The 25,881-nt window shown below is 70.1% G+C and carries 19 protein-coding genes; 14 read left to right on the forward strand and 5 right to left on the reverse strand.

The features are described from left to right. Positions 1 to 3 precede the first annotated feature (3 nt). The 10 genes from NQU54_RS27205 to argG all read left to right on the forward strand — a co-directional run bounded on the left by NQU54_RS27205 (position 4) and on the right by argG (position 15,602). Positions 4 to 1,251, forward strand: coding sequence for an MFS transporter (locus tag NQU54_RS27205; RefSeq protein ID WP_257633388.1), 1,248 nt, complete (start codon positions 4 to 6; stop codon positions 1,249 to 1,251). Positions 1,252 to 1,363: 112 nt separating this feature from the next. Next, complete coding sequence (locus tag NQU54_RS27210) at positions 1,364 to 1,945, forward strand: TetR/AcrR family transcriptional regulator (protein ID WP_257633389.1); 582 nt, start codon at positions 1,364 to 1,366, stop codon at positions 1,943 to 1,945. Positions 1,946 to 1,958: 13 nt separating this feature from the next. Beyond that, positions 1,959 to 5,516, forward strand: coding sequence for a DNA polymerase III subunit alpha (gene dnaE, locus NQU54_RS27215; protein WP_257633390.1), 3,558 nt, complete (start codon positions 1,959 to 1,961; stop codon positions 5,514 to 5,516). A 120-nt stretch (positions 5,517 to 5,636) separates the two neighbouring features. Further along, positions 5,637 to 6,647: a LacI family DNA-binding transcriptional regulator gene (locus NQU54_RS27220; RefSeq protein ID WP_257633391.1), complete on the forward strand. Its 1,011-nt coding sequence runs from the start codon at positions 5,637 to 5,639 to the stop codon at positions 6,645 to 6,647. Between the two features lie 225 nt (positions 6,648 to 6,872). Further along, positions 6,873 to 8,216, forward strand: coding sequence for an ABC transporter substrate-binding protein (locus tag NQU54_RS27225; RefSeq protein WP_257633392.1), 1,344 nt, complete (start codon positions 6,873 to 6,875; stop codon positions 8,214 to 8,216). 4 nt (positions 8,217 to 8,220) lie between these two features. Further along, positions 8,221 to 9,177, forward strand: coding sequence for a carbohydrate ABC transporter permease (locus NQU54_RS27230; protein WP_069873051.1), 957 nt, complete (start codon positions 8,221 to 8,223; stop codon positions 9,175 to 9,177). Then, a complete protein-coding gene (locus tag NQU54_RS27235; protein ID WP_257633393.1) occupies positions 9,174 to 10,049 on the forward strand; it encodes a carbohydrate ABC transporter permease in 876 nt (291 codons plus the stop codon). The genes NQU54_RS27230 and NQU54_RS27235 overlap by 4 nt, the downstream gene beginning before the upstream one ends. A gap of 31 nt (positions 10,050 to 10,080) precedes the next feature. After that, positions 10,081 to 11,679 (forward strand): glycoside hydrolase family 13 protein, encoded by a 1,599-nt coding sequence (locus NQU54_RS27240; protein ID WP_257633394.1) that lies wholly within the window; start codon positions 10,081 to 10,083, stop codon positions 11,677 to 11,679. 71 nt (positions 11,680 to 11,750) lie between these two features. Then, the gene (locus tag NQU54_RS27245; protein WP_257633395.1) at positions 11,751 to 13,952 is read left to right on the forward strand and encodes a discoidin domain-containing protein; all 2,202 of its coding nucleotides are present in this window, start codon (positions 11,751 to 11,753) and stop codon (positions 13,950 to 13,952) included. A gap of 201 nt (positions 13,953 to 14,153) precedes the next feature. Then, positions 14,154 to 15,602 (forward strand): argininosuccinate synthase, encoded by a 1,449-nt coding sequence (gene argG / locus NQU54_RS27250; RefSeq protein WP_257633396.1) that lies wholly within the window; start codon positions 14,154 to 14,156, stop codon positions 15,600 to 15,602. A 164-nt stretch (positions 15,603 to 15,766) separates the two neighbouring features. On the opposite strand, the gene NQU54_RS27255 is transcribed toward argG, so the two are convergent. From NQU54_RS27255 to NQU54_RS27265, 3 genes are all read right to left on the reverse strand, one after another. Continuing rightward, positions 15,767 to 17,641 (reverse strand): glycoside hydrolase family 9 protein, encoded by a 1,875-nt coding sequence (locus NQU54_RS27255; RefSeq protein WP_257633397.1) that lies wholly within the window; start codon positions 17,639 to 17,641, stop codon positions 15,767 to 15,769. A gap of 229 nt (positions 17,642 to 17,870) precedes the next feature. Continuing rightward, complete coding sequence (locus tag NQU54_RS27260) at positions 17,871 to 19,145, reverse strand: glucarate dehydratase family protein (protein WP_257633398.1); 1,275 nt, start codon at positions 19,143 to 19,145, stop codon at positions 17,871 to 17,873. 366 nt (positions 19,146 to 19,511) lie between these two features. Continuing rightward, the gene (locus tag NQU54_RS27265; RefSeq protein ID WP_372506050.1) at positions 19,512 to 20,480 is read right to left on the reverse strand and encodes an NADP-dependent oxidoreductase; all 969 of its coding nucleotides are present in this window, start codon (positions 20,478 to 20,480) and stop codon (positions 19,512 to 19,514) included. A gap of 132 nt (positions 20,481 to 20,612) precedes the next feature. Between NQU54_RS27265 and NQU54_RS27270 the strand changes: the two genes are divergently transcribed. Continuing rightward, entirely contained in the window at positions 20,613 to 20,987 is a 375-nt protein-coding gene (locus tag NQU54_RS27270) for a winged helix-turn-helix transcriptional regulator (protein ID WP_257633399.1), read from the forward strand. Between the two features lie 105 nt (positions 20,988 to 21,092). On the opposite strand, the gene NQU54_RS27275 is transcribed toward NQU54_RS27270, so the two are convergent. Then, on the reverse strand, positions 21,093 to 21,752 hold the full coding sequence (locus NQU54_RS27275) for a YceI family protein (RefSeq protein ID WP_257633400.1): 660 nt from the start codon (positions 21,750 to 21,752) through the stop codon (positions 21,093 to 21,095). 68 nt (positions 21,753 to 21,820) lie between these two features. Between NQU54_RS27275 and NQU54_RS27280 the strand changes: the two genes are divergently transcribed. The 3 genes from NQU54_RS27280 to NQU54_RS27290 all read left to right on the forward strand — a co-directional run bounded on the left by NQU54_RS27280 (position 21,821) and on the right by NQU54_RS27290 (position 24,364). Beyond that, positions 21,821 to 21,943: a hypothetical protein gene (locus NQU54_RS27280; protein WP_257633401.1), complete on the forward strand. Its 123-nt coding sequence runs from the start codon at positions 21,821 to 21,823 to the stop codon at positions 21,941 to 21,943. Between the two features lie 34 nt (positions 21,944 to 21,977). Then, positions 21,978 to 22,769 (forward strand): thioesterase family protein, encoded by a 792-nt coding sequence (locus NQU54_RS27285; protein ID WP_257633402.1) that lies wholly within the window; start codon positions 21,978 to 21,980, stop codon positions 22,767 to 22,769. A 236-nt stretch (positions 22,770 to 23,005) separates the two neighbouring features. Further along, positions 23,006 to 24,364: an MFS transporter gene (locus NQU54_RS27290; RefSeq protein ID WP_372506052.1), complete on the forward strand. Its 1,359-nt coding sequence runs from the start codon at positions 23,006 to 23,008 to the stop codon at positions 24,362 to 24,364. A gap of 112 nt (positions 24,365 to 24,476) precedes the next feature. Here NQU54_RS27290 and NQU54_RS27295 read toward each other — a convergent pair whose 3' ends face one another. Beyond that, positions 24,477 to 25,835: an FAD-binding oxidoreductase gene (locus NQU54_RS27295; protein ID WP_372506056.1), complete on the reverse strand. Its 1,359-nt coding sequence runs from the start codon at positions 25,833 to 25,835 to the stop codon at positions 24,477 to 24,479. Between the last annotated feature and the right edge of the window lie 46 nt (positions 25,836 to 25,881).

Genomic DNA, 25,881 nt, shown 5'->3' on the forward strand with positions numbered 1-25,881 from the left:
CACATGGGGGCGAGACGGTCGCTGGGGCGGCAGTTCGGATGGCTATGGGCGGCCTACGCGGTCAGCGCGTTCGGCACCTGGCTCGCGTTCGACGCGTTCCCGATCATCGCGATCGTTGTTCTGCACGCCGGGTCGACCGAGGTGTCGCTGCTGGCGGCCGCGGGGCTCGCGGTGGGGGCGATGGTGGCGGTGCCGCTCGGGCCGTGGATGGAGTTCCGCCGTAAGCGGCCGGTGATGATCGCGATGGACGTGGTCCGGTTCGCGGCCCTGATGACCGTCCCCGTTCTGTTTCTGCTCGACCGGCTGACCTTCGCCCAGCTCGCGGTGGTCTCCGTCGTCGTCTCCGCGGCCGACATCGCCTTCACCGCGGCCAGCGGGGCGTGTCTGAAGGCGCTGGTGCCAGGGGACGACCTGCTGGTGGCGAACGGGCGGTTCGAGTCCACGGCCTGGACCGCCACCATGGTGGGACCGCCCATCGGCGGGGCCGCGGTCGGGCTCTTCGGCCCGGTGATGACCGTGGCGGCCAACGCGGTCAGCTTTCTGCTCTCCGCGGCGGGGATCCGTGCGATCGGCGGTGAGGAGCCACGGCCCGCGCGCACCGGCACGCCTTCACGGCTCCGGGCCGGTGATCTGCTGGAGGGCTGGCGGTACATCCTGACGCATCCGGCGCTGCGCCCGCTGTTCTTCAACACGGTCCTGGTGAGCGGGTTGATCATGGCGACGGCGCCGCTGCTCGCCGTCCTCATGCTGGGCGACCTGGGGTTCGCGCCCTGGCAGTACGCCCTGGCCTTCGCACTGCCCTGTATCGGCGGGCTGACCGGCTCACGGCTCTCCCCCCGGCTCGTGGCGCGGTTCGGGCGGCACCGGGTCATGCTGACGGCGGGGGCGCTGCGGGCGTGCTGGTTGCCGGGGCTGGCCTTCGTACGCCCCGGCGTGGCGGGGCTGGTGCTCGTCATGGCGGTCGAGCTGGGGCTGATCTGCTGTATGGGCGTGTTCAACCCGGTGTACGCCACCTATCGGCTCGAACGGACCCCGGCGGACCGGGTCGCCCGCACCCTCTCCGCGTGGTCGGTCAGCAGCAAGGCCACCGTCGCGGCCCTGACCGCCCTATGGGGTCTGCTGGCCGGTGTCACCGGGCCCCGGATCGCGGTCGCCATAGCCGGCCTCCTCAGCCTGGCGACCCCACTGCTGCTCCCCCGGCATGAGCAGGCGCCCCTCCCCGAGCAGGAACCGGCCGCGAGCCACAGCTGACCCCCTGACCCGCGAAACCACGACCCGGCCTACGGCCTGAACCAGCGTTCTGAACGTACGTACTGAACGAATGTCCTGAACGCGCGTTCAAACCTGGGGTAGGGTGATCGGCATGGGACATCGGGAACAGTTGATGGCCGGGGCGAAGCGATGCCTGGAGGAGCGGGGATTCGCCCGTACGACCTCGCGTGACATCGCCGCCGCCGCCAACGCACCGCTCGGCACGATCAATTACCACTACGGTTCGAAGGAGCGGCTGCTCAACGCGGCGCTCCTGGAAACGCTCGACGAGTGGAGCGAGAAGGTGCGGTCCGGCTCGGCGGAGCCCGCGGCGGGCTCCGGGGCGGGGGCGCGAGTGGAGTCGATGTGGGCCCGGGTCGTCGAGTCCGAGACCACGGATCGGCCGCTGCTGGTGGCCAGCGCGGAGGCGCTCGCCCAGGCCGAACGCTCCGCAGAGGTCCGGCAGCAGCTCGCCGAGGCGTTCGAACGGGCCCGAACCACGCTGGCGGCCGATCTGCACGGTATCGAGGGCGCGGAGGACGGCGAAGTGGCCCGTGCGGTGGGGTCGGTGCACATGGCCCTTGTCGCCGGTCTGACCCAGCAGTGGCTGGTCGATCCCGAGCGCGCCCCCTCGGCGCGGGAGGTGGCCACCGGCCTGCGGCGGATCGCCCAGGCCCTCGAGTCCGACTCCTGATCCGGGGGAAGGAGTGGCACAGCCTTTCACCCATCTGCATGTGCACACGCAGTACTCGCTCCTGGACGGCGCGGCCCGGCTGAAGGATCTCTTCGGCGCCTGCCGGGAGATGGGCATGTCGCACATCGCCATGACCGACCACGGCAACCTCCATGGCGCGTATGACTTCTTCCAGCAGGCCACGGCCTCGGGTGTGACACCGATCATCGGGATCGAGGCGTATGTCGCACCGGAGTCACGGCGCACCAAGCGCAAGATCCAGTGGGGGCAGCCCCATCAGAAGCGCGACGATGTCTCCGGTTCGGGCGGCTACACCCACAAGACGATCTGGGCGGCGGACAACACCGGGCTGCACCATCTGTTCCGGCTGTCGTCGGACGCGTATGCCCAGGGCTGGCTCCAGAAGTGGCCACGGATGGACAAGGAGGTCATCGCCGAGCACGCCGAGGGGCTGATCGCCTCGACCGGCTGCCCATCCGGTGAGCTACAGACCCGGCTGCGGCTGGGCCAGTTCGACGAGGCGCTGAAGGCCGCCTCCGAGTACCAGGACATCTTCGGCAAGGACCGGTACTTCCTGGAGCTGATGGACCATGGCATCGAGATCGAGCGCCGGGTCCGCGACGGGCTGCTGGACATCGGCAGGAAGCTGGGCATCCCGCCGCTGGTGACGAACGACTCGCACTACACCTACGCGGACGAGGCCACCGCACACGATGCGCTGCTGTGCATCCAGACCGGGAAGAACCTCTCGGATCTGGACCGCTTCCGCTTCGACGGCACCGGCTACTACCTGAAGTCCGCCGAGGAGATGTACGCCATCGACTCCTCGGACGCCTGGCAGGAGGGCTGCCGCAACACGCTCCTGGTGGCCGAGCAGATCGACACCGCCGGTATGTTCGACAAGCGCGACCTGATGCCGCGCTTCGACGTCCCCAAGAGCCATACCGAGGTCACCTGGTTCCGCGAGGAGGTCCGGCGCGGAATGGCCCGGCGCTATCCGGGTGGCGTACCGGAGGACCGGCAGAAGCTGGCCGAGTACGAGATGGACGTCATCATCCAGATGGGGTTCCCGGGCTACTTCCTCGTGGTCGCCGACTTCATCATGTGGGCCAAGCAGCAGGGCATCGCCGTCGGGCCGGGCCGTGGTTCGGCGGCCGGTTCGATCGTCTCGTACGCCATGGGCATCACCGACCTGGACCCGGTGGACCACGGGCTGATCTTCGAGCGGTTCCTCAACCCCGAGCGCGTGTCCATGCCGGACGTGGACATCGACTTCGACGAGCGTCGGCGGGTCGAGGTGATCCGCTATGTGACGGAGAAGTACGGCTCCGACAAGGTCGCCATGATCGGCACCTACGGCACCATCAAGGCCAAGAACGCCATCAAGGACTCGGCCCGGGTGCTCGGCTATCCGTACGCGATGGGCGACCGCATCACCAAGGCCATGCCCGCCGACGTCGGTGGCAAGGGCATTCCGCTGTCCGGTATCACCGATGAGAAGCACCCCCGCTACAGCGAGGCGGGCGAGGTGCGGGCGATGTACGAGAACGAGCCGGATGCGCGGAAGGTCATCGACACCGCCAAGGGTGTCGAGGGCCTGGTGCGGCAGATGGGTGTGCACGCCGCCGGTGTGATCATGTCGAGCGAGCCGATCGTGGACCATGTCCCGGTCTGGGTTCGGCACACCGACGGGGTCACGATCACACAGTGGGACTACCCCACCTGTGAGTCGCTCGGCCTGCTGAAGATGGACTTCCTGGGCCTGCGCAACCTCACCATCATGGACGACGCCGTCACGATGGTGCGCGCCGACAAGGGCATCGACCTCAAGCTGCTGGATCTGCCGCTGGACGACCGCAAGACCTTCGAGATGCTCAGCGGTGGCCACACCCTCGGTGTGTTCCAGTTCGACGGCAGCGCGATGCGCTCGCTCCTCCGGCTGATGAAACCCAACCAGTTCGAGGACATCACCGCGGTCACCGCGCTGTACCGGCCCGGCCCGATGGGCATGAACTCGCATATCAACTACGCCCTGCGGAAGAACGGCCAGCAGGAGATCACCCCGATCCACCCGGAGCTGGAGGAGCCGCTCAGGGACGTCCTCGACATCACCTACGGCCTGGTCGTCTACCAGGAGCAGGTCCAGAAGGCCGCCCAGGCGCTCGCGGGCTATTCACTCGGCCAGGCCGACCTGCTGCGCCGGGCCATGGGCAAGAAGAAGCAGGAGGTCCTGGACAAGGAGTTCATCCCGTTCCGCGACGGCTGCCGGGAGCGCGGCTACTCCGACGAGGCCGTCCAGGCGGTCTGGGATGTGCTGGTGCCCTTCGCGGGCTACGCCTACAACAAGGCGCACGCCGCCGCCTACGCGCTCGTCTCGTACTGGACCGCCTATCTCAAGGCCAACCATCCGGCGGAGTACATGGCGGCGCTGCTCACCTCCGTCAAGGACGACAAGGACAAGTCCGCCGTCTACCTCAACGAGTGCCGCCGCATGGGCATCAAGGTGCTGCCGCCGGATGTGAACGAGTCGGTGCACCACTTCGCCGCCCAGGGCGACGATGTGATCCTCTTCGGTCTGGAAGCCGTCCGCAACGTAGGGGCCCATGTCGTCGAGGCGGTCGTCCACGCCCGCAAGGCCAGGGGGAAGTTCACCTCGTTTCCCGACTACCTGGACAAGATCGAGATCACCGCGTGCAACAAGCGCACCACCGAATCGCTGATCAAGGCGGGCGCGTTCGACCCGATGGGCCACACCCGCAAGGGGCTCACGGCGCACTACGAAACGCTGATCGACAATGTGGTCGCGGTCAAGCGCAAGGAGGCCGAGGGGCAGTTCGACCTCTTCGGCGGCATGGGCGGTGACGGCGGGGGTGGCGACGGGCCGGGCTTCGGCCTCGATGTCGAGTTCTCCTCCGAGGAGTGGGACAAGCCGTATCTGCTCGCCCAGGAGCGGGAGATGCTGGGACTGTACGTGTCCGACCACCCGCTCCTCGGTCTGGAGCAGCTGCTGGCCGACACGGCGGACGCCGCCGTAGCACAGCTCACCGGCGGCGACTTCCCGGACGGCGCGGTCGTCACGGTCGGCGGCATCATCTCCGGCCTCCAGCGCAAGATGACCAAACAGGGCAACGCCTGGGCCATCGCCACCGTGGAGGATCTCGCCGGATCCATCGAGTGCATGGTCTTCCCCGCCACCTACCAGCTGGTGTCGGGCCAACTCGTCGAGGACACGGTGGTGTTCGTCAAGGGCCGCCTCGACAGACGCGAGGACGTGCCACGGCTGGTGGCGATGGAACTGGCGGTGCCCGACCTGAGCGCCCGCCATGCCCCGCTGTGCCTGGAGATGCTCGAAGCGCGGGTGACCCCGCGCTCCGTGCAGCAGCTCAAAGAGATCCTCCAGGCCCATCCGGGACCGACCGAAGTACATCTGCGGGTGCGCGGCCGGGCCAGGACCACCGTCTACCGGCTGGGCCACCGCGTCGGCATCCGGCCCGAGTTCTGGGCGGATCTCAAGGCGGCGGTGGCGATCACCCGGGCCGATGACAACTCACGTCCCATACCGACCCGTTGAGTATCCTGGCCCGCGAACAGCACGCCCACCCGGCATGGGGCCGGGGGCAACCGCCGTAGTCACACGTTCTACACCCCTCTTACGCAAGCCACTTGCAGTACTTGCGCTACGCTTGCGTGCATGACGCGACGACTTGCTGAAGTGGCGAAGAAGGTCGGTGTCAGCGAGGCCACGGTCAGCCGGGTGCTCAACGGCAAGCCCGGGGTCTCCGAAGCCACCCGGCAGGCGGTGCTGTCCGCGCTGGACGTCCTCGGCTACGAGCGGCCCACACAGCTGCGGGGCAACCGGGCCCGGCTGGTGGGGCTGGTCCTGCCCGAGTTGCAGAACCCCATATTCCCGGCCTTCGCCGAGGTCATCGGCGGGGCGCTGGCACAGCTGGGGCTGACTCCGGTGCTGTGCACCCAGACCAAGGGCGGGGTATCCGAGGCCGATTACGTGGCGCTGCTGCTGCAACAGCAGGTCTCCGGGGTGGTGTTCGCGGGCGGGCTGTACGCGCAGGCCGACGCGCCGCATGAGCACTACCGGCTGCTCGCCGAGCGCAACATTCCGGTGGTGCTGGTCAACGCGGCCATCGAGCATCTCGGCTTCCCCGGCGTCTCCTGTGACGACGCCGTGGCCCTGGAGCAGGCGTGGCGGCATCTGGCCTCGCTGGGCCATGAGCGGATCGGGCTGGTGCTCGGGCCCGGTGACCATATGCCGTCGGCACGCAAGCTGGCCGCCGCGCGGGCGGTCGCCGGCGATCTCCCGGACGAGTTCGTGGCTCGGGCGATCTTCTCGATCGAGGGCGGTCACGCCGCGGCCTCCCGGCTGATCGACCGGGGCGTCACGGGGATCATCTGCGCCAGCGACCCGCTGGCTCTGGGGGCGATCCGGGCGGCCCGCCGCAAGGGGTTCGGCGTGCCGTCGCGGGTGTCCGTGGTCGGCTACGACGACTCCGCGTTCATGAACTGCACCGAGCCGCCGCTGACCACCGTCCGGCAGCCCATCGAGGCCATGGGCCGGGCGGCGGTCGAGCTGCTGAACGCGCAGATCGGCGGGGCGGCCGTACCGGCCGAGGAGCTGCTGTTCGAACCGGAGCTGGTGGTGCGCGGCTCCACGGCCCAGGCGCCCCGGGGTGGGACACGGGGGTGAGAGCGGGCCCGTCGGGAGGCGGCCGACGGGCGGTCGACGCGCCGGCCGAAAGGCAGCCGACGAGCTCAATCCACGGGATTCACAGCGCAGTTGAATAATTACAGAATCTACGCGACATCTTGCGACCTCATGTCGACGGTGCTTGAGTGTGCGGCGCACTCACGGTTGTGTGCGCCCCGCTCGCGGCCGTGGGGCTTCCCTGCTCCTGTACAGAGGGGTCCACCCATGAGAAGCACCGGGTTCCGCCGTTCTCTCATCGCGCTCAGCGCCTGTTCCCTCGTCCTCACCGCGTGCGGCGGGTCGAACGACGGCTCATCGGGCGGCAAGACGCGTATCACGGTCAACTGCATGCCGCCCAAGAGCGCCAAGGTCGACCGCGAGTTCTTCGAGGAGGACATCGCCTCCTTCGAGAAGCAGAACCCGGACATCGACGTCGTCGCGCATGACGCGTTCCCCTGCCAGGACCCGAAGACCTTCGACGCCAAGCTGGCCGGGGGCCAGATGGAGAACGTCTTCTACACGTACTTCACCGACGCCGGGCACGTCGTCGACATCAACCAGGCCGCCGATCTCACTCCGTACATCAAGGAGCTGAAGAGCTACTCCACCCTCCAGAAGCAGCTGCGCGACATCTACACGGCCGACGGCAAGGTCTACGGCATCCCGCGCACCGGCTACTCGATGGGCCTGATCTACAACCGCAAGCTCTTCGAGAAGGCCGGACTCGACCCCGACAAGCCGCCGCTGACCTGGGAGGAGGTCCGCGCCGACGCCAAGAGGATCGCCGCGCTGGGCGGCGGCACGGTCGGCTACGCGGACTACAGCGCGCAGAACCAGGGCGGCTGGCACTTCACGGCCGAGCTGTACTCACAGGGCGGCGACGTGGTCAGCCCCGACGGCAAGAAGGCCACCATCGACACCCCCGAGGCGCGCGCCGTCCTGCGGAACCTGCACGACATGCGCTGGACGGACAACTCGATGGGCAGCAAGCAGCTCCTTGTCATCAACGACGCCCAGCAGATGATGGGTTCGGGCAAGCTGGGCATGTACCTCGCCGCGCCCGACAACCTCCCGATCCTGGTGAAGGAGAAGGGCGGCAACTACAAGGACCTCGCCATCGCCCCCATGCCCGGTGGCAAGGGCACGCTCATCGGCGGCGACGGCTATATGTTCCACAAGAACGACACGCCCGCCCAGATCCGAGCCGGCCTCAAGTGGCTCGACCACATGTTCCTCACCCCGGGCAAGGGTTTCCTCGGCGACTACGTCCGCGCCAAGAAGAAGGACGCCCCGGTGGGCCTGCCCGAGCCGCGGCTGTTCACCGGCGCCGCCGACGCCAAGGACCAGCAGATCAAGAAGGCCAACGCCAATGTCCCGGTGGACAACTACCAGACCTTCCTGGACGGCAACCAGAAGCTGCGGATGAAGATCGAGCCGCCGCATGCCCAGCAGATCTACTCCGTGCTCGACGGAGCCGTCTCCGCCGTCCTGACCAAGAAGGACGCCGATATCGACAAGCTCCTCGAGGAAGCCTCCGACAAGATCGACAACATCCTGGCCCGGGGCTGACCCGATGACCGAAACCACTGCGCGGCCGCCCGCCGAGGCGATCGCCGTGCCCCCGGTACAGGCGCCGCCCCCGGCGGGGGGTCGGGGGCGGCGCCGCCTCGCCGACCAGGCCCGCGCCTATGGCTTCCTCCTCGGCGGCCTGCTCTGCTTCGCGCTGTTCTCCTGGTATCCGGCGATCCGCGCGGTGGTGATCGCCTTCCAGAAGTACACCCCCGGCTCCTCCCCCGAATGGGTCGGCACCGCCAACTTCACCCGGGTGCTGGACGATCCGGAGTTCACCGCGGCCTGGCGGAACACCCTCACCTTCACCCTGCTGGCGCTGCTCATCGGCTTCGCGATCCCGTTCCTGCTCGCGCTCGTGCTCAATGAACTCCGGCACGCCAAGGCGTTCTTCAGGGTCGTGGTCTATCTGCCGGTGATGATCCCGCCGGTGGTCAGCGCCCTGCTGTGGAAGTGGTTCTACGACCCCGGTGCCGGGCTGGCCAACGAGGCGCTGCGCTTTGCCCATCTGCCCACCTCGAACTGGTCCAACGGCGCCGACACCGCCCTGATCTCCCTCGTCATCGTCGCCACCTGGGCCAATATGGGCGGCACCGTCCTGATCTATCTGGCGGCCCTCCAGTCCATCCCCGGTGAGCTGTACGAGGCGGCCGAACTGGACGGCGCAGGACTGCTCCAGCGCATCCGGCATGTCACGATCCCCCAGACGCGGTTCGTGATCCTCATGCTGATGCTGTTGCAGATCATCGCGACCATGCAGGTCTTCACCGAGCCCTTCGTGATCACCGGCGGTGGCCCGGAGAACGCCACGGTCACCGTCCTGTACCTGATCTACAAGTACGCCTTCCTCTACAACGACTTCGGTGGCGCCTGTGCGCTGAGCGTCATGCTGCTCGTGCTGCTCGGTGCCTTCTCCGCCCTCTATCTGTGGCTGACCCGCTCCGGGGAGGACGACGTATGAGCACCCGGACCCTCGTCTCCCCCGCCGCCCTGGCCCGCCCCCGCGGCAGGGCCGTCTACTGGACGGTCTTCACCGCGGTGCTGGTGCTGTTCGTGATCGCCTTCCTCTTCCCGGTCTACTGGATGGTGACCGGTGCGATGAAGTCGCCGGACGAGGTGGCGAAGACCCCGCCCACCCTCGTCCCCGAGCAGTGGCGCTTCAGCGGCTACACCGACGCCTGGGACCTGATGCAGCTTCCGCAGCATCTGTGGAACACGGTGGTCCAGGCGGCCGGCGCCTGGCTGTTCCAGCTGGTCTTCTGCACGGCCGCCGCCTACGCCCTGTCCAAGCTGAGGCCCGCCTTCGGCAAGGTGATCCTCGGCGGCATCCTGGCCACGCTGATGGTCCCGGCCCAGGCGCTGGTCGTGCCGAAGTACCTGACCGTCGCCGACCTGCCGCTGATCCACACCAGTCTGCTCAACGACCCGCTCTCGATCTGGCTGCCGGCCGTCGCCAACGCCTTCAACCTCTATCTCCTCAAGCGGTTCTTCGACCAGATCCCGCGCGATGTCCTGGAGGCCGCCGAGATCGACGGCGCCGGGAAGCTGCGCACCCTGTGGTCGATCGTGCTGCCCATGTCGCGTCCGGTGCTCGGCGTTGTGTCGATCTTCGCGCTGGTCGCGGTGTGGCAGGACTTCCTGTGGCCGCTGATGGTCTTCTCCGACACCGGCAAGCAGCCGATCAGCGTGGCACTCGTCCAGCTGTCGCAGAACATCCAGCTGACCGTGCTCATCGCCGCGATGGTCATCGCCAGCATCCCGATGGTCGCGCTGTTCCTCCTCTTCCAGCGGCACATCATCGCCGGGATCAGCGCGGGCAGCACGAAGGGCTGACACCGCTCCCCTCGACAGAAAGGCACCCACCGTGGCCCAGCGCACCCCTGCCCGGACACCCCACGACTGGTGGCGCTCCGCCGTCATCTACCAGGTGTATGTGCGCAGCTTCGCCGACGGGGACGGCGATGGCACCGGCGACCTCGCGGGCGTCCGCGCCAGGCTGCCGTACCTCGCCGAACTCGGCGTCGACGCACTGTGGTTCAGCCCCTGGTACCAGTCGCCCATGAAGGACGGCGGCTATGACGTCGCCGACTACCGTGCCATCGACCCGGCCTTCGGCACCCTGGCCGAGGCGGAGAAGGTCATCGCCGAGGCCCGGGAGCTGGGCATCCGCACGATCGTCGACATCGTGCCGAACCATGTCTCCGATCAGCACCCGTGGTGGCGTGCCGCGCTCACCGGCGGCCCCGAGCGCGAGCTCTTCCACTTCCGCGCGGGCCGCGGCGACCACGGTGAGCTGCCCCCCAACGACTGGAAGTCGGAGTTCGGCGGCCCGGCGTGGACCCGGCTGCCCGACGGCGACTGGTATCTGCATCTGTTCGCCCCCGAACAGCCGGACCTCAACTGGGCCCATCCGGCGGTGCGCCAGGAGCACGAGGACATCCTGCGCTTCTGGTTCGAGCGGGGTGTCGCGGGCGTCCGCATCGACTCGGCCGCCCTGCTGGCCAAGGACCCCCGGCTGCCCGACTTCGTCGAGGGCCGCGATCCGCATCCGTACGTCGACCGCGATGAGCTCCATGACGTCTACCGCTCCTGGCGCGGAGTGGCCGATGAGTACGGCGGCGTCTTCGTGGGCGAGGTGTGGCTGCCCGACAGCGAGCGCTTCGCCCGCTATCTGCGCCCCGACGAGCTGCACACCGCCTTCAACTTCTCCTTTCTGGCCTGCCCCTGGGACGCCCGGCGGCTGCGGACGTCGATCGACGAGACGCTCGCCGAACACGCCCCCGTGGGCGCGCCCGCCACCTGGGTGCTGTGCAACCACGATGTGACCCGCACCGTGACCCGCTACGGGCGCGAGGACACCGGGTTCGACTTCGCCACCAAGGTCTTCGGCACCCCCACCGACCTCGCCCTGGGCACCCGGCGGGCACGGGCCGCCGCGCTGCTGTCGCTGGCCCTGCCCGGCGCCGTCTACGTCTACCAGGGGGAGGAGCTGGGCCTGCCCGAGGCCGATATCCCGCGCGACCGCATCGAGGACCCGATGCACTTCCGCTCCGGCGGCACCGACCCGGGCCGCGACGGCTGCCGGGTGCCGCTGCCGTGGGTGGCGGAGGCGCCGTACGCCGGATTCGGCTCGCGGGAGGAGCCGTGGCTGCCGCAGCCCGCGCACTGGCCGGCGTACGCGGCCGGTCTCCAGGCGGAGGACCCGGGTTCGATGCTCAGCCTCTACCGCGAGGCCATTCGCATCCGCCGCACCACCCCCGGTTTCGGCGACGGGGCGCTGACCTGGCTCCCCTCGGCCGACGGTGTTCTGGCCTTCGCCCGTACCGAGGGCCTGGTCTGCATGGTCAACCTCGCGGAGACCCCCGCCGAGCTGCACGGCGACTCCCGGCTCCTGCTCAGCAGCGGCCCCCTGGACGACCACGGCCGCCTTCCCCAGGACACGGCGGCCTGGCTGCTCATCTGAGCCACCACCGCACCGCACCACCCCCACCGCACCGCGCTATCCCACCACCCCCACCACGAAGGGATCAGCACATGCACAGCAACAGCACGGCATCGGCATCGGCATCGGCATCGGCCAGGCGCTTGTCCGCGATCGGCGTGGCCGTCGCCCTGGCCGCCGGCACGCTCGTGACCCTGACCCCCACGGCCGCCCACGCGGCGGCGGGCGCCTCCCTCCCGTTCACCTCGGTGGAGGCCGAGTCGGCCACCACCACGGGTACGAAGATCGGCCCCGACTTCACCCAGGGCACACTCGCCTCCGAGGCGTCCGGTCGCCAGGCCGTCCGCCTCGCCTCGGGCCAGCGCGTCGAGTTCACCGCACCGCGCGCCGCCAACGCGGTGAACGTCGCCTACAGCGTGCCCGACGGCCAGTCGGGCACGCTCAACGTCTATGTCAACGGCACCAAGCTGGCCAAGACCCTCGCGGTCACGTCCAAGTACTCGTATGTGGACACCGGCTGGATCATGGGGTCGAAGACCCACCACCTCTACGACAACGCCCGGCTGCTGCTCGGCCAGAACGTCCAGGCCGGTGACAAGATCGCCTTTGAGGCGGCGAACACCCAGGTCACCGTCGATGTGGCCGATTTCGAGCAGGTGACGGCGGCTGCCACCCAGCCGTCCGGATCGGTCTCCGTCACCTCCAAGGGCGCCGACCCCAGCGGGCAGGGCGACTCCACCCAGGCGTTCCGGGACGCCATCTCCGCCGCCCAGGGCGGAGTGGTCTGGATCCCGCCGGGTGACTACAAGCTGACCTCCTCCCTGAGCGGTGTCCAGAACGTCACCCTCCAGGGCGCCGGCGGCTGGCACTCCGTCGTGCACACCTCACGGTTCATCGACCAGACCGGCTCCTCCGGCAACGTCCACATCAAGGACTTCGCGGTCATCGGCGAGGTCACCGAGCGTGTCGACTCCAACCCCGACAACTTCGTCAACGGCTCGCTCGGCCCGGGCTCCAGCGTGTCGGGCATGTGGATCCAGCATCTGAAGGTCGGTCTCTGGCTGACCGGCAACAACGACAACCTCGTGATCGAGAACAACCGCATCCTCGACACCACCGCCGACGGCCTCAACCTCAACGGTTCCGCCAAGGGCGTACGGGTCCGCGACAACTTCCTGCGCAACCAGGGCGACGACTCGCTCGCCATGTGGTCGCTGAACTCCCCGGACACCAACAGCAGCTTCGAGAGCAACACCATCTCGCAGCCGAACCTCGCCAATGGCATCGCGATCTACGGCGGTACGGACATCACGGTCAAGAACAACCTGATCTCCGACACCAACGCCCTCGGCAGCGGTATCGCCATCTCCAACCAGAAGTTCCTTGACCCGTTCCATCCGCTGGCCGGCACGATCACGGTCGACGGCAACACGCTCGTCCGCGCGGGGGCCATGAACCCCAACTGGAGCCATCCGATGGGCGCCCTGCGCGTCGACTCCTACGACAGCGCCATCGAGGCCACCGTCAACATCACCAACACGACCATCACGGACAGCCCGTACAGCGCCTTCGAGTTCGTCTCCGGCGGCGGCAGGGGCTACGCGGTCAAGAACGTCAATGTGACCGGCGCGACCGTGACCAACCCCGGAACCGTCGTGGTCCAGGCCGAGGCGCAGGGGGCCGCGAAGTTCAGCAATGTCACCGCCTCCAGCGTCGGCGTCGCGGGCATCTACAACTGCCCCTTCCCGGCCGGCTCGGGCACCTTCAGCCTCAGCGAAGGCGGCGGCAACTCCGGCTGGAGCAGCACCTGGTCGGACTGTTCCGCCTGGCCCCAGCCCGGCCAGGGCAACCCGGAGCCCGACCCGGGCCGCAACCTCGCCAAGGGCCGTCCGGCCACCGCGACCGGCTCACAGGACGTCTACACCCCCGGCAAGGCGGTCGACGGTGACGCCAACACCTACTGGGAGTCGGCCAACAACGCCTTTCCGCAGGCCCTGACCGTGGACCTGGGCTCCAGCCAGGCCGTGCGCCGGCTGGTGCTGAAGCTGCCGCCCGCCGCGGCCTGGGGCGCCCGTACCCAGACCCTGTCCGTACTGGGCAGCACGGACGGCTCGTCGTACTCGACGGTGGTGGGCTCGCAGGGCTACCGCTTCGACCCGGCGAGCGGCAACAAGGTCACCGTCACCCTGCCCGGCAGCGCCAATGTGCGCTATCTGAGGCTGAATGTCACCGGCAACACGGGCTGGCCGGCGGCCCAGGCCAGTGAGGTGGAGGCGTATCTGACCTCCTCATGATCCCCACCCCCGCGCTTCGCCGTCGTCCCGGACCACGCGGACACCTCGGGTCCCCGGCCCGGCGAAGCGCGGGACGGGGTGTGGTCCGGAGCCGGTGTGGATCGGACGAGGACCCGGACGGGTGCGGACCGCACGAGGGGCCCGTCAAGGCCACCACCAGCAAGCCTTGCATGATCATGCGGAAGACTGCATACTCCTGCTGTGTCCAAAGTTCTCACCTCCCTCCCTGTCGGCGAACGCGTCGGGATCGCCTTCTCCGGCGGCCTCGACACCTCGGTAGCGGTCGCGTGGATGCGCGACAAGGGCGCTGTGCCCTGCACCTACACCGCCGACATCGGCCAGTACGACGAGCCCGACATCGCCTCGGTCCCCGGGCGCGCCACGACGTACGGCGCGGAGGTCGCCCGCCTGGTGGACTGCCGGGCGGCCCTGGTGGAGGAGGGGCTCGCGGCCCTGTCCTGCGGGGCGTTCCACATCCGCTCCGGCGGCCGCAGCTACTTCAACACCACCCCGCTCGGGCGGGCGGTCACCGGCACCCTGCTGGTGCGCGCCATGCTCGAGGACAATGTGCAGATCTGGGGCGACGGCTCCACCTTCAAGGGCAATGACATCGAGCGGTTCTACCGCTACGGCCTGCTGGCCAACCCCTCCCTGCGGATCTACAAGCCCTGGCTGGACGCCGACTTCGTCAGCGAGCTCGGCGGCCGCAAGGAGATGTCGGAGTGGCTGCTCGCCCACGACCTGCCCTACCGGGACAGCACGGAGAAGGCGTACTCCACCGACGCCAACATCTGGGGCGCGACCCATGAGGCCAAGTCGCTCGAGCACCTCGACACGGGCATCGAGATCGTCGAGCCGATCATGGGCGTGCGGTTCTGGGACCCGACGGTCGAGATAGCGGCCGAGGACGTCACGATCGGCTTCGAGCAGGGCCGGCCGGTGACGATCAACGGCAAGGAGTTCGCCTCCGCCGTCGATCTGGTGCTGGAGGCCAATGCCATCGGCGGCCGCCACGGCATGGGCATGTCCGACCAGATCGAGAACCGCGTCATCGAGGCCAAGAGCCGGGGCATCTACGAGGCGCCGGGCATGGCGCTGCTGCACGCGGCGTACGAGCGGTTGGTCAACGCGATCCACAACGAGGACACCCTCGCCACCTACCACAACGAGGGGCGGCGGCTCGGCCGGCTGATGTACGAGGGCCGCTGGCTGGACCCGCAGGCGCTGATGGTGCGCGAGTCGCTCCAGCGCTGGGTGGGCGCGGCGATCACCGGCGAGGTGACCCTGCGGCTGCGGCGCGGTGAGGACTACTCCATCCTGGACACCTCCGGACCGGCGTTCAGCTACCACCCGGACAGGCTCTCGATGGAGCGGACCGAGGACTCCGCCTTCGGGCCGGTGGACCGGATCGGCCAGCTGACCATGCGCAACCTCGACATCGCCGACTCGCGCGCCAAGCTGGAGCAGTACGCCGGTCTCGGCATGGTCGGCAGTTCGCATCCGGCGCTGATCGGCGCCGCGCAGGCGGCCTCCACCGGGCTGATCGGCGCGATGCCGCAGGGCGCCTCCGAGGCGATCGCCTCGGGCGGCCAGGCGTCGGGGGAGGACACGCTGCTCGACCGGGCCGCGATGGAGTTCGGCGCCGACTGACGCTCCGCCCCCCACCCGCGACAACGGCCAGGGTGCCCCGCTCCGGGGCGCCCTGGCCGTACCCGTTCGACGCCACCCGTCGACCGCCCCCGACGCCAAGCGGCGCGGCACCCCCGTGCGGGGGCGCCGCGCCGCCGTGCGGACCGGCCAGCGGCCGGGCGGGGTCAGCCCGCGGACCGCCCCGCCGTGCCGCCGCCCAGGCCGTCGACGTAGGTGGCGATCCAGGCCAGCGGCGCGTTCCAGTTGATGGTGATCTCGTTGGTGGAGAACGCCATGATGTCGTCGATGTAGCACATCGCCGGGGCGCAGCCGTTCAGCTTCTCCTTGGCGACCGGGTCCTGGAGCCCGGAGTTCGGGCCGCCCGCCAGCGAACCGGGTGCCGGATGCGGCAGCTTGTGGTCGAGCTGGTGGGCCCAGAAGCGGTGGTGCTGGTTGTGCGAGTTCCGTTCGCCGTAGCCGGTGACGTAGGACTGGTTGAGCGGATTCGCGCCCAGCAGGTAGTCCATGCCGCGGAGCACCGCGTCGCGGTAGCGGGGCTTGTCCGTCAGGTCGTGCGCGGTGGCGAGCACGATCATGTTGTTCAGCACCTGACTGTTGGAGCCCCACTCGTACTTGCCGTCCTTCGGCGCGTACGGAACGCCGTAGGCCGACTTCGCGGAGTCCGCGGCGTAGTGGTCGGCGGCCTTCGTCACCATCGAGCGCACCTCGGCGCGCTGCCGCGCGGTGAGCTTGTTGGGGACGGTGGCCAGGTCCAGCGCTCCCAGCCCCGCGGTCGAGGCCCAGGACATGCCGCCGCCGCGCGGGAAAAGCGCGCCGACGTCGCGGTGCAGCGGCGAGTCGAGCACCGCCTTGGCGTAGGTGTGGTCGCCGGTGGTGATGAACAGCTCGGCCGCGGCCCAGTAGAACTCGTCACCGACGGACTGGTCGCCGTAGGCGCCGCCGCCCGTGGAGTCGCTGTCGCTCGCGAGGATCTTCGGATGTGCCTTGGCCGCGGCCCACGCGGTCCGGGCCGCGTGCAGCGAGCGGGCGGCGAACTCCGGGTCGTAGGACTTGAACAGGCGGGCGCTCTGCGCGGCGGCGGCCGCCAGGTTGAGCGTGGCCGCGGTGGACGGCTTGTGCAGCTCACGCTGTTGCTGGTCCTGATCCGGCCGGGTCGGGAAGCCGGTCCACTCCTTGTCGTGCACCTTATGGAAGGCCATACCGGCGAGCGGCTTGCCCTTGGGCACCTGCATGCGCAGCAGGAACTCCATCTCCCAGCGGGCCTCGTCCAGGATGTCCGGGACGCCGTTGCCGCGCTCGGGCACCCGGAGCCGGCCGTCGCCCAGCGACGCGCCGTCGGCGCCCTTGGTGGTGCGGGTGCGCTCGTACGCGGACATCAGCTGGGCCACGGAGATACCGCCGTTGACGACGTACTTGCCCTGGTCACCGGCGTCGTACCAGCCACCGGAGACATCGCGGCGGTAGTCGCACACACCGTCCTGGCACGGGACGTCGGTGTCGCCCCGGTGCGGGGCTGCCTTGTCATGGCCCGCGGGACGGGCGTACTTCGGCCCCACGAGATCCGCGTCGATCTTGATGCCGCTGCGGTTGCGGTAGAAGTACGCCAGCGCGTCGCTCCGCAGTGAGCTGTAGAGGTGGTCACCGATGGTGAACGGCTCGCTCTTCTTGCCGTCGACGGTGACGGTGTACCCCTTGCCCTCGTTCGTGACCTTGCTGAAGTCGAAGGTCTGAACGTTCTGCCGGGAGCTCGGGTCGACGCCGGCGGGGGTGGTGGTCCCGCTCGCCTGCTCGGTGCCGTCGGCGGCCCGGAGCGTCCAGGTCAGGGGCTTGGTGGCGCTGGTGACGACCGTGCCCCTCTTGGGTCCGTCGGTCAGATAGCCGACCTGGTTCACCCGCACCGGCGAGCCGGTGTCGGGCTTGGGAGCGGCCTGGGGCAGGGCCGTCTCGGCGCCATGCCGTGCGTGGTGGCCCACGGCACCCGCGGCGGGTGCGGTCAGGGCGCCGAGGGTCAGCCCGGCGGCGACCGCCGCGCACACCATGCTCCGGCGGCGGCGGTCGGTCCGGTCAGGGGCGGTCCGTACACGAGGAGCAGGAGGAGACAAGACTCAGCACTTCCGGGGTTCGGCGTCTTTTCCGTCCCCCAGAGGCTATGAACCCGTCCTGGCCTGCGGCTTCGTACGCTTAGCCGAAATCCGGGTACACCAGGTGACCGAGGCCGGCCTCCTTCGATCGAGGTATCGCGCGAGGTGAGGGGCGGTGGCGGCGGGGCTACCAGCGGGCGAGATCCGGCTGGAAGGACGGGTCGAAGCGCCGCATGTACCCGGTGTCATCGCGGTTGCGCTGTCCGCAGCGCACGTACTGCTCATGCAGGCGCGCCAGGGCGTCGGGGTCCAGCTCCACACCGAGGCCGGGGGCGCCCGGCACGGGCACCGCGCCGTCCGTGAAGGTCAGCACGCCGTCCACGATCACGTCCTCGGTCTTCCACGGCCAGTGGGTGTCACAGGCGTAGCTGAGATTCGGGGTGGCCGCGGCCAGGTGGACCATCGCGGCCAGGCTGATCCCCAGATGCGAGTTCGAGTGCATGGACAGGCCCATGCCGAAGGTGTCGCAGATGCCGGAGAGCAGCTTGGAGCGGCGCAGCCCGCCCCAGTAGTGGTGGTCGGAGAGGACGACCTGGACGGCGTCGGCGGCCACCGCGGGGGCCAGCCCGTCGAAGGCCACCACACACATGTTGGTGGCCAGCGGCATGGGGACCTCGCGGGCGACCGCGGCCATGCCCTCGATCCCGGGGGTGGGGTCCTCCAGGTACTCCAGCACACCGTCGAGCGCGCGCCCGACCTTCACCGATGTCCGCGTCGTCCAGACGGCATTGGGGTCCAGGCGCAGCGGATGGTCGGGGAAGGCACGGCGCAGCGCCCGTATCGCCTCGATCTCCTCCTCCGGGGGCCTGACGCCGCCCTTCAGCTTGATCGCGGTGAAGCCGTAGTCGTCCACCATCCGCCGGGCCTGCGCCACGATGGCGTCGGGGTCGAGGGCCTCGCCCCAGGAGTCCGGTTCCCGGCCGGGGTGGCCGGCCCACTTGTAGAAGAGGTACGCGCTGAACGGGACCGCGGACCGCACGGCGCCGCCGAGGAGGTCGCAGACCGGGCGTCCGATGGCCTTGCCCTGGATGTCCAGGAGCGCCACCTCGAACGGGGAGGCGACGCGGTCGACGGTGCTGCTGGTGGTGATCATGCCGGTGAGCCCGGAGCCGCCCGCGCCGCCCACGCGGTCGATGACCCGCTGGACGCGCTGGTGGAGTTCCTCGGTGGCGAAGGCGTCCAGCCCGACGATCTCGTGTCCGACGGCCGTGAGGCGCTCCAGGTGGAGTTCGTCCGCGTAGGTCTCGCCGAGCCCGGTCAGACCCGCGTCGGTGTGGACCTGCACGATCGAGCGGAGCGCGAAGGGCTCATGGACGCCGACGGAGTTGAGCAGGGCCGGGTCGTGGAAGGCGACGGGGGTGATGGTGACATCCGTGATGCGCGGGGCTGCTCCGTCAGACATCGACGTCCATTCATATGGTTGAACGGGTGGTAGATGGGTGAACGATACCAAGGTGCCGCCCCGACGAGGAGGGGGCGCCCGCCGCAACTCATGTGATTCCGCATGGAATTATTGCTTCCGGAGCCATTGACCTGGGCGAACGGGCGATCGTAAGGTCTGCGCACACCTAGCCCCGCATTCACATGCGTGACCGCCGTTCACCATGGCTCTACCCGGATCGCCTCAGGGTGACCACGGCCCCGCCCCGCCCTGAACCATGCATTTCGGGCAGGACGGGCCGTGGCGCGTCACCGGCGGAGGGCCGCATCCGTCGGGGTGCGGTCAGCGGTGGACCGACGAGGGCGTACGCCGTCCGCGCGGAGCGGATCAGGCGCCGACGCGGAGGACCAGCTTGCCGCGGGTGTGGCCGTCCTCGCCCTTGCGGTGGGCGCGGGCGGCCTCCTCCAGCGGGAAGACCTCCTCGACCTCGACCACGGCCTCCCCCTTGTCGATCAGCCCGGCGATCGCGGTGAGGTCGGCGCCGTCCGGCTCGACGAGGAAGCCACTGGTACGCATCCCGGCGGCGTCCGCGGCCTGCCGCACCTCGGGGGCGACGCCACCGGGGACGGCCACCAGCAGTCCCCCCTTCTTCAGCACCTTCAGGGAACGGGTGCTGGTGGCGTCGTGGTCCTCGCCCAGAAGGTCGATCACCACATCGATGTCCTCGACCACGTCCTCGAAGCGCCGCTCGGTGTAGTCGACCAGCTCCGCCGCTCCGAGCCGGCCGAGCCATTCGTGCCGGCTCCCCCGGGCGGTCCCCACCACCCGCGCCCCCAGGTGCCGTGCGAACTGGACGGCGAAGTGCCCGACACCGCCGGCGGCGGCGTGCACCAGAACCCGCTGACCCGCCGTCACCCGGGCGGTGTCCACGATGATCTGCCAGGCCGTCAGCGCCGCCAGCGGCACGGCGGCCGCCTCCTCATGGCTCAATGTGCCGGGCTTGCGGGCGAACTGACGAGAGGGGGCCGTGACGAACTCGGCGTAGCCACCGGCCTGGCGGGGGAACCACGGCATGCCGTACACCTCGTCGCCGGGGGCCAGGGTGGTCACCCCGAACCCGACCTCCTCGACCACGCCGGAGACATCCCAGCCCAGGGTGAACGGCGGATCGCCGAGCACACCGGCCATGCCGCCGCCCTGGCGGGTCTTCCAGTCGACCGGGTTGATACCGGCGGCGCGCACCCGCACCAGCACCTCGGTGGGCAGCGGCTCCGGGCGCGGGACCTCCGCGACGCGCAGCACCTCCGGGCCGCCGAGCGCATCCTGCACCACCGCACGCATCATGGACCTGGCCACGTGTGCCTCCTGAGCTCATCCGTTCTCTCGCGCCCGCTCTCCGGACGCGTTCGCACGCTATCCGCCGGGCTCTGGTTACCCACAAGGGACACTGCTACCTTTTGGGTAGTACCAGCATTCGGAGGTCGCTCCATGAGCACGCGATGTCACACCGGCCAGCACGACCATCATGATGTGTACGAGGCCCAGTGCCCGTGCCGCGCCATGCTGGATCTGCTGGCGAACAAATGGGCGGCGCTCGCCATCGGGGCCCTGGAGGACGGCCCGCTGCGGTTCGGCGCGCTCCAGCGCCGCCTTCAGGGCGTCAGCCCGAAGGTGCTCACCCAGACGCTGCGCCGCCTCGAGGACGCCGGACTCGTCGAGCGCACCGTTTACCCGGCCGTCCCGCTCCATGTGGAGTACGAACTCACTCCCCTGGGCCACAGCGCGTCCATCCCGCTGCGGAATCTGCGCATATGGGTCGAGGACAACCTCGACCTCACCACCGCGCCCGCGACGCCCGCGTGACGGCGCCGGTCCCCCGTCACCGCCGCCCGCCCCCTCAGCACCCTCCCCACGGACGAGGGGGCGCCCTTTTCGAACCCCGCGGCTCCCTGCGAGCCAAGGGCTCCGTCAGAACGCGGGGGCGGTGCGGATGGCCGCGATGTCGAACTGGAGGCGGACCTTCTCACTCACCAGGGCGCCGCCCTCCGCCAGTCTGGCGTTGTAGGTCAGGCCCCATTCGGAGCGGTTGATGGTGGTCGTACCGTCGAAGCCCGCCCGCTGGTAGCCGAAGGGGTCCGTGACCTGCCCGATATAGGTGAGGTCCAGGATCACGGGGCGGGTGATGTCTCTGATCGTGAGGTCCCCGGTCATCCGGTAGACGTCCGTGCCCACGACCTCCACGGCGGTACTGGCGAACCGGATGTGCGGGTAGGTTCTGGCGTCCAGGAAATCCCGGCCCATCAGGTGGTCGTCGCGCTGCTCGACACCGGTCTGGACACTCGCGGTGGACATCAGGACCTCGGCCCGGGAGCGGCGCGGATCACGGCCGTCGAAGTAGAGGCGGCTCTGGAACTCCGCGAAGGCGCCACGCACCGTGGTCACCATGGCGTGCCGGACAGAGAAACCGATCCGACTGTGCGCCGGGTCGACGATCCACTCTCCGGTGAGAGCCGCGAGATCGGGATCCGGCAGAGCGACGGCACCGACGGACGTCGCCCGGGTAGGGGGGACCGCCGGCGCGGCGTTGGGGACCGCACGGCGGGGGGTACTGCGGCTGAACAGGTTCATGCCACCCGTTGTTACTTTCAACCTAGGGGGTGACGCAACCCTTGATCAAGAGCAGATACACAAGAATCTTGAGTAAGTGCCTCCGGGGCCCCGCCAGCGTGCCCGCCGGTGCCCGCCCACACGCCTGGCGCGACCAAGGTGCGGGCGGCGTGCGCACCGCCGGATACGTCATCCTGGTCAACGCCCTTTGATCACCGCGATGTTCCCGCCGAGGAGAAGCACCCGTTGACGACCGACAGCTACTACGAGCCGATCGACGAACACCGCTACAAGCCCACCTCTCACGTCAGTGGCGCCTGGAGCACCGATGAGCAGCACTTCAGCCCGCTCGGCGGTCTCATCGTCCACGCCATCGACCGCCATCTCGCCACCCGTCCGGACACCGGACTGCTCCTCAGCCGGATCAGCTTCGACATCCTCGGGCGCCTCGCCCTCGACGAGTGCGAGATCCGGGTGGAGACCATCCGGCCCGGCCGCACCATCGAACTCCTCGAAGCCGTCGTGCTCATCGCCGACCGCCCGGTGGTCCGGGCCCGAGCCTGGCTCCTCGCCGCCGTGGACACCGCCGCCGTCGCCGGTGGCACCGGGGACCGGCTCACCCCTCCCGAGCGGCTCGCCCCCTGGGCGATGGCCTCGCTGTGGCCCGGCGGGTACATCGCCTCCCTGGACTCCCGTCCGCTCGCACCGCCCCGGCCGGGCCGCGCCACCGTATGGGTCTCCACCCCGCTCGACCTCGTGGCCGGGCAGACCAGCACCCCGCTGGCCTCCTACATCACGCTGATCGACACCGCCAACGGCATCGCCGTACGGCAGTCGCCCACCGCCTGGATGTTCCCCAACGTCGATCTGACCATCCACCTCCACCGCCGGCCGGAGGGCCGCTGGGCCGGGCTGGACACCACGGTCACCTTCGGCGACACCGGCCAGGGCATCACCAGCACCGTGCTGCACGATCTGCGCGGTCCGGTCGGCCACGCCCAGCAGATCCTCACCGTCCGCCCCCTGCCCGGCAGCTGACCGCGTACGGGACCCGCCGCCACCGGTGAGGTGGCGGCTCGCCTGTACGATGACGCCGCAAGCAACGAACCACTCTGCCTGACGCAGAGCTGGCGCGACCGCTCGGCGGCCGCGGTCTTCTGCCCCTGCTCGGCGCGGACCCGGTATCTACCCCGGTCCAGCGCGAGAGGACAGCTCTCGGCGCACTCCGCCATGCCGGCCCGGGTGCGCTACCAGGCGGCGGAAAGGCGTCGGCCGTGGCATCCGCGGTCTCCAGGACCACCCCTTCTCCCGTAGAGCCCCCTCCCGCACCGCGCGCGGGCTACGGGCAACTGCTGCGCACACCGGGCGCGTGGAGCTTCCTGCTGCCCGGTTTCGCCGCCCGGCAGCCGTTCGCGATGCTGACGATCAGCATCGTGCTGCTGCTGCGCCACACCACCGGGTCGTACGGTGTCGCCGGTGTGGTCGCGGCCGTCACCGGCGTCTCCATGGCGCTGTTCGCGCCGCGGAGCGGCAAGCTGGCCGACCGCCACGGGCAGAGCGCGGTTCTGGTGCCGGGGGTGCTGATCCACGCGGCGGCCGCGGCCCTGCTGACCGCGCTCGCGCTGGTACACGCGCCACTGTGGGCGCTGATCGCCGCCGCGGTGCCGACGGGCGCCTCCGTCCCGCAGGTCGGACCCATGGTGCGGGCCCGCTGGGCGGCCGTACTCGGGGACGGCGCCACGGGCGGACCCGGCCCACGTTCGGGGCGCCATCCGCTGCCGGCGACCGCGGCCGCGTTCGAGTCCGTGACGGACGAGCTCACGTTTGTCATCGGCCCCGTGCTCGCGACCGGCCTGAGCACCGGAGTGCACCCGGCCTCCGGCCTGATCGCGGAGGCCGCGCTGACCCTCGCGGGCGGACTGCTCTTCGCGGCCCAGCGCCGTACCGCGCCGCGGCCGGGCTCCACGCGGGCGGACACGCGGGAGCGGCACGTCTCGGCCCTGTCGGTGCCGGGTGTGCGTGTCCTGGCCGTGGCCTTCCTGGGCATCGGCTCGGTCTTCGGCGGTATGCAGGTGGCGCTGACCGCCTTCACCCAGGAGCACGGTCAGCCCGGCCTGAACGGTGTGCTCTACGGCGTCTTCGCGGCGGGCAACATGCTCGCGGGCGTGGCCTGCGGCGCCATCGCCTGGCGCACCTCCCCGCGGCGGCGGCTGCTGACGTCCTACACCGCGCTGACTCTGGTCTGCTCGACGCTGTGGGCGGTGCCCACACCACTGCCGCTGGGCGGTCTTGGACTGCTCGCGGGGCTGTGCGTCGCACCGGCGCTGATCACCGGCTACACCCTGGTGGAGGCCCTGGTCCCGGCCACGTCCCGGACGGAGGCGTTCACCTGGCTGACCGGCTCGGTCGCGCTGGGGCAGGCCGCGGCGGTGACGGCGGGCGGACAGCTGGCGGACGGCTTCGGCGCGAGCGCCGCCTTCACGGTGCCGCTCATGGGCACGGCCCTCGCCCTGCTGACGGTGGTGTCCCTGCGCGCCCGGATCGCACCGCGCGGCGCCACGAAAGAGATACGCCACGAGCGGGACCCCGCCGCCCCTCGCCCCGAGTCGCTCCGGGCGGCGGACACCTCCTGAGCGACATCCCGCTCCGGGGGGCGGTACCGAGCCGGGCGGCGGCCGTACGGTCGCCGCCCGCTCACGGTGCTCCGAACGCGGGGTCCGAGATGTGAGCAGCCGCAGGTCCCGGTCAGCCGCGGGCGATGACCTTGCCCGGGTTGAGGATCCCGTGCGGGTCGAGGGCCGCCTTGACGGCGCGGTGCATGTCCAGGACGGCCGGTGTGAGCTCCCGCTCCAGACCGTCCCGCTTCAGCAGCCCCACACCGTGTTCACCGGTGACCGTGCCGCCGAGGTCGATGGCGTCCGCGATGATGTCGTGGAACGCGGCCTGGGCCCGCTCCCGGGCCGCCGTGTCGCCGGGCTGGGTGATGAGCAGCGGATGGAGGTTGCCGTCACCGGCGTGGGCGATGTTGGCGATGAGCGTGTCATGGCGGGCGGCGGCGCGCTCGATCCGCGCCAGCATCTCCGGTACGGCCGCCTTGGGCACACAGACGTCCTCGGTGAGCACCGGGCCCAGCCGCTCCAGCGCGGGATAGGCCAGCCGCCTGGCCGCGAACAGCGCGTCGGCCTCCTCCTGGTCCGTGGAGCGCGCGGCCCAGGTCGCCCCGGCCTCCTCGAAACAGGCGAGCATGCGCTCGGCCTCCTGCGCACCGGCCGGGCCCGGGGCGTCCGTACGCCCGAGGAGCACCACGTCCGCGTCGACGGACAGGCCCATGTTCTTCCACTTGTCGACCGCCGCCAGGCAGTGCCGGTCGATCAGCTCCAGCGCGGACGGGGTGAGCCCCGCGGCCCCGATCGCGGCGACCGCGCGTCCCGCCGCCACGACCGAGGAGAAGTATCCGGCGACCGTGCGCTCCGCCTCACGCCGTGGCCGCAGCCGCACCGTGATCTCGGTGATCACGCCGAGGGTGCCCTCGGAGCCGACTATCAGCCCCGCCAGGTCGTACCCGGCGACGCCCTTGGCGGTTCTGCGGCCGAGCCGCACGAGCTCACCGGTGCCGGTCACCGCTTCCAGGCCGAGCACATAGTCGCGGGTGACGCCGTACTTCACACAGCACAGCCCGCCCGCGTTGGTGGCCACATTGCCGCCGATGGTGGACCAGGGCGCGCTCGCGGGGTCCGGTGGGTACCAGAGCCCCCGTTCGGCGCAGGCGGCCCGCAGATCGTCGTTGACCACACCGGGGCCGACGACCGCCAGGCGCTCCACGGGGTCGATCTCGTGGATGGTGTCCATGGCCTCGGTGGAGAGCACCACACAGCCCTCGACGGCGTTGGCGCCACCGGAGAGGCCGGTGCCGGCGCCCCGGGTGACCAGCGGCACGCCGTGCCGTACACAGGCACGCACCACCGAGCGCACCTCCCGCGCCGTCCGTGGCCGCACCACGACGCGGGGGGTGCCGTACGGCGCCCACTCCGCCTCGTCGTGGACGAAACCGGCGGCGACACCGGGGTCCTCGACCAGCCGGCCGTCCGGCAGCTCCTGCCGCAGATCGTCGATCAACACGTGCGGTCCCCTGCCTTGTCGTCGAGCACGG

The organism is Streptomyces malaysiensis subsp. samsunensis, assembly GCF_024519315.1.
In the GTDB taxonomy this organism is placed as follows: domain Bacteria; phylum Actinomycetota; class Actinomycetes; order Streptomycetales; family Streptomycetaceae; genus Streptomyces; species Streptomyces malaysiensis.